Origin of the sequence: Candidatus Sarmatiella mevalonica (assembly GCF_016751895.1) — a bacterium.
GTDB lineage: Bacteria > Pseudomonadota > Alphaproteobacteria > Rickettsiales > Rickettsiaceae > Sarmatiella > Sarmatiella mevalonica.
On record NZ_JACVVM010000065.1, the window covers coordinates 1 to 7,637 of the forward strand.

A 7,637-nucleotide genomic window follows, 5' to 3' on the forward strand; every position below is an offset into this window, starting at 1 on the left:
TTGCAAGAACGCCAAAACACCGATAAAAACACGAAAGAAAAAGCCCTTGAGTTACTGGCAAAAAATATATAATAAGATAATTGTTAAAAGACGTATAAAAGTTGAAAATATTATCGCTCAACTTAAAAACTTTCGCATTTTATCGAATCTTTACCGTAATAAATGCAAAGCGTATAACTTAAAGTTTAATATTAGACCTCTTTCCTAACTCTACTCCTGATGGCAACTGTGGCGACGCTGTCGATGCGCAAGTCCTCACGTACTTCATGTACGCTGCGGCTCTGTGCTTCGTATACTCCTCACATTTGCTCATCATGAGCGAGTTTCGAAAGAGGTCTATTATAGCTGGAATTATTAATTTCAAAAATGGATTTTATAATAAAGCATTAGTGATATAAAACACATCAGCTCTACACCTAACATACTCTGTGTTTTTTAAGTTCATAACTTACTTTCTTACTTACGCAACAGCTCTAGTTTCTAAAGATTATGAAATTCCCACTCCACCTTCTAAAACTTTTATACAATCAGCTTTTATCAAAATTATGATAAAAAATTTCTACCGAGGTTTTATGCGACTGGCACTAACTTTTTGTTGAATATTTCAAATTATCATGCTCAAATGATCGTTTTAACGCACGATCTACAACACACTCAATAGCATTGACTATATACTCCAGTCGTCGTCTAAAGCATCGCACTCATTTTCCGCAACTTTTGTATTTTCCTCACTTTCATCATTACATTGAAAAATAATATCTTCTTGTTTTGTACTAGTTGGCGACATCCGTATTTCGTTATTTGCAGGTGTAAGATGTGATATAGGTTCCTTACGCCCATCTTCCAATGTTCTATATTGAAATGGCAAAGTTGGATTTTCTTTTAATGTATAACCAAACCCCCAAACAGTATCTATATAGTCCTTGCCATTAACAGACGCTAACTTCTTGCGCAACTTGCATACATAAACATCGATAATTTTTGTATTGGATGTGGTGCTCGGTTTACCCTTATATAGGGTATCAAACAAAAAGTTTTTTGTTAAAATGACATGTTTATTAGAGGCTAATGATGCAAGAATTACATATTCTTTGTGACCAAGTCTTACATATTGCTGACAAACACTAACAACTCCAGCCTCTAAATCAATCATAATATCACCAAAAGTAATAATAGCATTCTTTCTACTACCTCTTCTGGTAATCGCCCTTATTCTAGCCACTAGTTCATCCCTATGAAATGGTTTGGTTAAATAATCGTCTGCACCAATCAATAACCCTTTAATTTTATGCTCAATAGAACTCAAGGCCGATACAATTAGCACTGGCAGCTGAATATCGCCACTTCTCATCTTTGCTAGTACTTCATAACCATCTATATCTGGCAACATCAGATCTAATATCATAATATCATAGTCATGATGACTATATATAATATTTAAAGCTTCTATACCAGATACAAGAACGGTAGTTGTTATACCAGCATCAAACAAAATGCATTGCATTAAAGAGCTGATGCTGTTATCATCTTCAACTATCAATACTCTCATTAAACACTAATGTCCCTTCTGCAGATCAGAGCAGCACGTTACCGTTCACTGTGAGCAAAGAGAAATAAAATCTTAACGAGGTGTTGTAACAAATGTGCTGTCAAATAATCTTAATACACATGCAAGACATCTAAATAGATAAAAGAATCAAATAGATTGAATTTTATGATATATTATTGCGACTATTTTGTATATAGTGTTATGACTTTTGCATAAATATTTGCTCTAATAATTTGTTTACTAAATGCAACAAATGGTTATAATGCTCACGCGTTAATTGATAATCACTCAATTCTATAACATCAATTAATGAGTCACGCATTATAACTGCTTCGTTAACAAAGTGCATCATATCTTCTGACAAATCATTGCGACGAGAATAAATAAAATTTACATTATTTATTAATCTTTCACTTTTTATCTCCAAACACCTTCTTTTAATCCATTCAAAATCTTTTGAAAGATTATCACGAGTATTAGCAACAACACTTTTTACCACTTGGTCTGTTATACCAGAAAATGGACTCACATCCGTTTGATAAAACTGATTATTCTCTTCGTCGAAAGCCGTAATTGATAGCACTCCATTATTATCTAAGGCAAAAGTTATAACTACTTTTAATGCACCAGGATGCTTTACTGGCGCGTGAAGTAATTCAAACTTTGCAATAGATATGCATTCCGACGCTCTCAATCTTTCTCCTTGCAATATGTGAAACATTATAGCAGTTTGTTCGACGCGGTGATTAGTAAAAGTTTGAGTCACCGCGCAAGGAACTGGAGTGTTTTTTGGAATTAACACTTCCATAATATCTCCATAAGTTTCTAATCCCAAGGAAAGAGGCGTCACATCTATCACAACAGAATCCTTGCGTAAAACTAAATTTTCAGCTTGCCTAGCCGCTCCTAACGCCACCAACGTAGTATTTAAACTAAAATCTCCTTTTGCGTCGGTGCAGACGTTTTCTTGCGTTACACAATCTAATTTGCATAACGCTGAGCGCTGAGAGCTAAAAACATGTCCCACAATGGGTGCGTCAAACATTTCTTCTAATTGATTTGCGATACAAGGAATAATACTCGACCCACCTACTAGTATTATGCCATGTATTTTATCAATTGTAGATTCCAAATAAGTCTTGCGTGTAATACTAAAAGTATCCTGCAAGATTGGCTCTATCACGTTCTCTAACTCGCTCCTAGTCATTTCTATTAAAAAATTTTTATATTCTTTTGTGACTAGTTGCAAAGAAGAAAGAGAAAATTTTATATATTCTATCAATTTTTGCATTCAAAATTGTATTTTATATCTCTATTATTACTTAATGTTAATAAATTCAAATACTTGTTCTGTAGGTAATTTAGCAATTTTACATCTATATCATCGCCTCCGAGCATATTGTGGCCGCCAGTAGCAAGTACTCTACATACCGACCCACCTGTTTCGACAATAGAAACGTCGAACGTACCGCCTCCTAAGTCGTATACTAAGTAGTTAGCATTTGCATTTAAATCGCATAATGCATAAGCTGCCGCAGTAGGTTCTGCTATTAAACGTAACACATCTATGTTCGACATTTTTGCGGCTTTAATTAGCTGACTCTTCGCGTAGTTGTTAAAATGTGCAGGAGTTGTGAGTACTGCACGTGTTATTTTTGCGCCAATAAACTCTTCCGCGCTATCAATTAAGAAAGAAAGTATTTTAGATATTAATTCAATCAGTGAATAACTCTCGCCATTGACCTCGAAGAGCAAATCATCGTTATTCTCATCTATTGATAAACAAAGATCGTCTAACTCTTGACGCAGTATTTCATCTTTCTTTTTACCCATAAATCTCTTTAATGATTGCACTCCGCACCAACTACTGGCTAGCAAAGGCGAAGAGATGTTATTAACTTTAAGAGGTACGATATGAATGTGTTTTTGATATGCAACTGCTATCACAGAATTTGTCGTACCAAAATCTATACCAGCAACAGCTTCTTCAGGGCAACTTACGTTATCTAATATCTCAATTAATTTCATGAAATTTTTTGCGTGATTAATTCAATAATTTTTTCTACATATCGTAATTTTGTTGCATGAAATACTGCATCTGTAAAATATTGCTGTTTAAAATTATCATTCAAACAATGCATCAATGATTCTTTTTCTGAGTTTTTTTTGTTTAATAGCGTGCGTAAATCATGTGGAGTAGCATCTTCTAAATCTTCCATCTCTTGCCAGATCTCCGTTAACTCTATCATGTCGTTGCTTGCTATCTCCTCCATAAAATAATTATTTAACTCCAAGATATGTCGAGCTCTCTTGAATGGAGCCGAAAGAGTAGCGTATCCATCATTTAATATCTCGCAATACTTCGTAAATTGCATTCTTTGGTCTTGATCTGTTGCCTTATCTGGATGATATTTTAATTGTAGTTCCAAATACCTCTCCTTTAGCTTTTTATTATCTATAGCAAAAGTTTGAGATATTTGGAATAATTCAAAGTAATTTTGCATAATTTTTATTAAAACTAATGGGTTATAGATTGAAGAGTTTCATGAGATTCGAATTTGCAATTGATAATAGGTTTATAAAAAATATACTAAACTTCCTAACCTGATGAAACTCATGCATGAAAAATAGATACAGAGGTATGCAAGGTGTGAAGCATATATAATGCGCACAGCACCTGATGTTTTTGAATTATAAAACAAAGCATAATATCAGGAAGAGTGTAAAGAAAAAATCTACGGTTCCTGGATTAAACCTAAGTGAGGTTTATTTTGTTATGAATTAACTTAAAAGTATTTGAGTGTCGCGCGGGCATTAAGCCTCCCGCAAAACTCTCATGTTCATAACAACTGCGTCGTCTTTCAATGTTCGGACCTTCGTTAACTCCATGTGCGCTGAAGTTCTGCGCTGCCTATGCTTCATGCATTTGCTTTTCATGAGTGAGTTTAGAAGAAGTCTATTGTATTGCATTTAACAATATAATATCTATAAATTATACCCTAAATAATTGTCGCTATCTATGAGTGAAATTATTCTAGATAAGAGACTATGTATAATATCATACATGAATAAAAAAACATCCAGGACTTTGTTAGAGCCCTATAAGATATAGCATAAAATAAAAATTTTGTTTTTTTGCGTAAGAGCGTATGGATTTGTGTTACACAAACTCTATAAAGCAATTACTTGCTCTCACTAAGCGTGAATATGATGCTATCAATGTTTTGTTTTTTACGCAAGTTGAATACTTTTAAAAAGTAGTAATATTTACTAGCCAAGTACGTTGAGATGATGGGTATTAGTAACATATGCTTATAATATCTTGACGTAATAAGCTAAGATTCTCTCCGTCTTTGCTGCTGCAACACAACATACGCACTTGGCAATCACAGTCTTTGCTCAAAGCGTTTTGAGCTTGTTGTAATAACAACTTTTGATTCTTAATTTTATCGCATTTAGTAAATATTATCGTATGTTTTTTTTGCAACTGATTGAGCATTTCTAATACCATCAAATCATTACGAGCGATACCACGCCTAGCATCAATCAACAAATATGTCATACGCAAATTTTCTCTATTGCTCAGATAATACACTATCAGTTCTTCCCAATTAGCCTTTAAACTCCGCGGTACATTAGCAAAGCCATAACCAGGCATATCTACTATTACGAATTTTTCATCAACTCGGAAAAAGTTTAATTGCTGTGTACGACCCGGAGTATGAGCTACTCTGGCTAAGTTTTTTCTCTTGCATAGGGCATTAATCAGACTAGATTTTCCTACATTAGACTTTCCGATAAAAGCTACTTCAGAATAATGATAGTTTGGTATAAGTTTTGGTTTGTCTGTGCCGGCGATGAACTCAATAGATTTATTAAAAACCTTTGTGCAACAATAACGTGCAGGCTGAAAAGACATAACGGAAGACATACTAAAGAAAAGAGATGGAATCAGATTATGATTACAAAAACAAAGAATAAGCGAAGGAAGGCTAGGGATGGTGGAGATAAAGGGAATCGAACCCTTGACCCTCTGCGTGCAAAGCAGATGCTCTACCACTGAGCTACATCCCCTAGTTTAAGCTTAGACGTAAACAACGAGCTAATTTTAAAGACTCGCGAAGCGCAAAACGCGACGCGTAAGGTAATGATATCAAATAAAAAGTTTTAGTCAAGAGCGATGACAGATAAATATTAGACCTCTTTCGAAACTCACTCATGATGAGCAAATGCGAGGAGTATACGAAGCACAGAGCCGCAGCGTACATGAAGTACGTGAGGGCTTGCGCATCGACAGCGTCGCCACAGTTGTCATCAGGAGTAGAGTTAGGAAAGAGGTCTAATAATCACAAACAACCTTCTTCACCCCTCGCATTGGCTAATTGTTAATTAAATACTTACGCAAGAGGTCTAGTAGAGTTTTTGAAGAAGTCTATTATTTTTTTATAGTAATAGATGAGCTTTAAAACTAAACATATGTTCTCGCGTGATAATCACGTGATCGTGCACGTTTACTCCTATGCTATTGCATGCCTCCTTGATTCTTTGAGTAATATCTATATCGGATTTAGATGGCGCCGGTATTCCGCTAGGATGATTGTGCACCAATACTATAGCAGCTGCTTCGTGAAAGAGAATAGTCTTGATTAACTCTCGAATATAGATGGGCGCTTGGTCTATAGTGCCACGCGCAAAAATTTCGTCCGCTAACACGATGTTTTTTTTGTTGAGATATATTATGCGAAATTGCTCTAACCTTAAATATCCCATGCTAAATTTTAAATATTCCATCAATGCATCCCAAGAAGAAATAATATGACGTTTGGTAATCTGTTGTTTTAAACACCTATTCATTAATTCTCTGATGATACATATCAAAATTTGAAAATTTTTATTTAAATGATAATTAGACTCCAGTTGCTTTGGATCGATATGCAGTAAAGAAGCGATGTCTCCCATGCCGTGCATTAGATGTTTAGCTAGTGGCTTGACGTCTTTGCGATTTATTGCATAAAATAATAATATTTCTATCAATTCATAATCTTCTAAATAACTATAATCCTGTGATTTGAGGAATTTGTCCTTAGTTCTTTGTCTATGACCTATATAATGTGGTTTAGTATTTTGTTTAGCGAAGGACATGTTAAAAGCGATAGAATTTCATAATAGAAAAAAAGAAGTGATATGGCACTGTTAACAAAATAATTTAGCGATAGCAAGCGAGATAAAGCTAAGGAAAGAGTGATAATTTTATCAAATCTCATAGCAATCCTTTTATTTTGCCTTTAATCTACCAAAGAAGCGCTCAATAATGTTGCATTTTTTGTAAAATTTAACATCATAAAAATCTTCAGGAGTTAATTTGAGAATTTTTTGGTAAATAAACTCCTTTAAATGGTATTACAAGAGTCGCTCCGTGTAATTTAATATATTTCCGATGTTTGCAACGTGGTAGCCCTTGTTGGTAACAAGGTACTTTGTTTTTTATTCCAAGGCAGTTCCTGATTAAGCTCTTCAAAACTCTTGCATCTTGTTTTTGTGCTGGGAGCAGTCTACAAGTAACAACCGAGCCCTCACTGATTGCAACGTACATAGTTGCGCCTAAACCTTTTCTTCCTCTACCGATCACTCGCTCCCCTTTCTTTTAAAGCGTTTCCTCCATGCCTGTGCAATGGCATAATTGAGCCATCAACAAAGATTATATCTATCGCTATCTAGAAGAAACTGTTCTCACTTCATCTCTTATATCTTGTATACCAATTACCATATTCCACCGATAGGCCACTCCATGATATAGCAATCTTTAGAATATATAGTAAATCACCTTGCATTAGGCGAGATAAAGAAGTGCTGTAAGGCATCATACAAATGAATAAATCGGTAATTCTATCTTTAATCCCATAGTACCCTACATTTTTTAAGGAAAGGCTTTACTATGAGGGTTTGAAGTAGTACATATCGTTTATTTTTTGTGACAAAAATGCATAATATACTACTTCAAGCCTTCAAGCGCTATCATCTCATATAGCCGGAAATAAATCAAGAGTAAAATCTTTTGTTGCGGCAATCTTGAGTATTATTACGGGTG

The 7,637-nt window shown here is 34.7% G+C and carries 10 protein-coding genes and 1 tRNA gene; 2 read left to right on the forward strand and 9 right to left on the reverse strand.

Features of this window, described 5'->3' with window-relative positions:
• Window positions 1-208, forward strand: a 208-nt coding sequence (locus tag Sarmat_RS05380; RefSeq protein WP_202149771.1) for a transposase family protein, incomplete at its 5' end; no start/stop codon positions are given.
• On the opposite strand, the gene Sarmat_RS05385 is transcribed toward Sarmat_RS05380, so the two are convergent.
• The 8 genes from Sarmat_RS05385 to Sarmat_RS05415 form a co-directional block, all read right to left on the reverse strand.
• Window positions 179-316 carry a hypothetical protein gene (locus tag Sarmat_RS05385; RefSeq protein WP_202149772.1) on the reverse strand — a complete coding sequence of 46 codons (138 nt, stop codon included), beginning with the start codon at window positions 314-316 and terminating at the stop codon, window positions 179-181. The two genes, Sarmat_RS05380 and Sarmat_RS05385, sit on opposite strands and share 30 nt — an antisense overlap.
• A 351-nt stretch (window positions 317-667) precedes the next feature.
• Window positions 668-1,549, reverse strand: coding sequence for a response regulator transcription factor (locus tag Sarmat_RS05390; protein ID WP_202149773.1), 882 nt, complete (start codon window positions 1,547-1,549; stop codon window positions 668-670).
• A gap of 199 nt (window positions 1,550-1,748) precedes the next feature.
• Window positions 1,749-2,840: an Hsp70 family protein gene (locus tag Sarmat_RS05395; protein ID WP_202149774.1), complete on the reverse strand. Its 1,092-nt coding sequence runs from the start codon at window positions 2,838-2,840 to the stop codon at window positions 1,749-1,751.
• Window positions 2,828-3,577 (reverse strand): Hsp70 family protein, encoded by a 750-nt coding sequence (locus Sarmat_RS07130; protein ID WP_202149775.1) that lies wholly within the window; start codon window positions 3,575-3,577, stop codon window positions 2,828-2,830. Before Sarmat_RS07130 ends, Sarmat_RS05395 begins: the two co-directional genes overlap by 13 nt.
• Window positions 3,574-4,053 carry a Fe-S protein assembly co-chaperone HscB gene (hscB, locus tag Sarmat_RS05405; RefSeq protein ID WP_202149776.1) on the reverse strand — a complete coding sequence of 160 codons (480 nt, stop codon included), beginning with the start codon at window positions 4,051-4,053 and terminating at the stop codon, window positions 3,574-3,576. The genes Sarmat_RS07130 and hscB overlap by 4 nt, the downstream gene beginning before the upstream one ends.
• A gap of 310 nt (window positions 4,054-4,363) precedes the next feature.
• Entirely contained in the window at window positions 4,364-4,486 is a 123-nt protein-coding gene (locus tag Sarmat_RS07135; protein ID WP_279611762.1) for a hypothetical protein, read from the reverse strand.
• Window positions 4,487-4,847: 361 nt separating this feature from the next.
• Window positions 4,848-5,468 (reverse strand): ribosome biogenesis GTP-binding protein YihA/YsxC, encoded by a 621-nt coding sequence (yihA, locus tag Sarmat_RS05410; RefSeq protein ID WP_202149777.1) that lies wholly within the window; start codon window positions 5,466-5,468, stop codon window positions 4,848-4,850.
• 80 nt (window positions 5,469-5,548) lie between these two features.
• A tRNA-Ala gene (locus Sarmat_RS05415) sits at window positions 5,549-5,623 on the reverse strand.
• A gap of 144 nt (window positions 5,624-5,767) precedes the next feature.
• On the opposite strand from Sarmat_RS05415, the gene Sarmat_RS05420 reads away from it, so the two are divergent.
• Entirely contained in the window at window positions 5,768-5,938 is a 171-nt protein-coding gene (locus tag Sarmat_RS05420; RefSeq protein ID WP_202149778.1) for a hypothetical protein, read from the forward strand.
• A 54-nt stretch (window positions 5,939-5,992) separates the two neighbouring features.
• Here the strand turns inward: Sarmat_RS05420 and radC are convergent, their stop codons facing one another.
• Window positions 5,993-6,691 (reverse strand): RadC family protein, encoded by a 699-nt coding sequence (gene radC / locus Sarmat_RS05425; protein ID WP_202149779.1) that lies wholly within the window; start codon window positions 6,689-6,691, stop codon window positions 5,993-5,995.
• Window positions 6,692-7,637 lie beyond the last annotated feature (946 nt).

Coding starts and splice junctions, on each gene's coding strand:
- Sarmat_RS05385 (WP_202149772.1), bottom strand. CDS start 316: ATGATGAGCAAATGTGAGGAGTATACGAAGCACAGAGCCGCAGCGTAC.
- Sarmat_RS05390 (WP_202149773.1), bottom strand. CDS start 1,549: ATGAGAGTATTGATAGTTGAAGATGATAACAGCATCAGCTCTTTAATG.
- Sarmat_RS05395 (WP_202149774.1), bottom strand. CDS start 2,840: ATGCAAAAATTGATAGAATATATAAAATTTTCTCTTTCTTCTTTGCAA.
- Sarmat_RS07130 (WP_202149775.1), bottom strand. CDS start 3,577: ATGAAATTAATTGAGATATTAGATAACGTAAGTTGCCCTGAAGAAGCT.
- hscB (WP_202149776.1), bottom strand. CDS start 4,053: ATGCAAAATTACTTTGAATTATTCCAAATATCTCAAACTTTTGCTATA.
- Sarmat_RS07135 (WP_279611762.1), bottom strand. CDS start 4,486: ATGAAAAGCAAATGCATGAAGCATAGGCAGCGCAGAACTTCAGCGCAC.
- yihA (WP_202149777.1), bottom strand. CDS start 5,468: ATGTCTTTTCAGCCTGCACGTTATTGTTGCACAAAGGTTTTTAATAAA.
- Sarmat_RS05420 (WP_202149778.1), top strand. CDS start 5,768: ATGATGAGCAAATGCGAGGAGTATACGAAGCACAGAGCCGCAGCGTAC.
- radC (WP_202149779.1), bottom strand. CDS start 6,691: ATGTCCTTCGCTAAACAAAATACTAAACCACATTATATAGGTCATAGA.